Raw genomic sequence first — 212 nt, forward strand, 5'->3', positions numbered from 1 at the left:
AGCATCGCATAGGCCGCCTCCGGGATCATCGGCAGATAGATCACCACCCGGTCGCCGCGCATGATGCCCTGGGACAGCAGCACATTCGCCATCCGGTTCACCTTCTCGGAGAGCTCCTTGTAGGTGATGTGGCGGGCCGGTTCGGTCGGATCGTCGGGCTCGAAGATGATCGCCGTCTGCAGCGCGCGGTCGCGCAGATGCCGGTCGATGCA

General features: G+C 64.6%; 1 protein-coding gene. It reads right to left on the reverse strand.

Annotation, left to right across the window (positions count from 1 at the left end):
* The coding region (locus FBT96_RS09830) for an AMP-binding protein (RefSeq protein WP_169583369.1) at nt 1–212 on the reverse strand (212 nt) is incomplete at both ends.

This window comes from Rhodobacter capsulatus, from assembly GCF_005144475.1.
Lineage (GTDB): Bacteria > Pseudomonadota > Alphaproteobacteria > Rhodobacterales > Rhodobacteraceae > Rhodobacter > Rhodobacter capsulatus_C.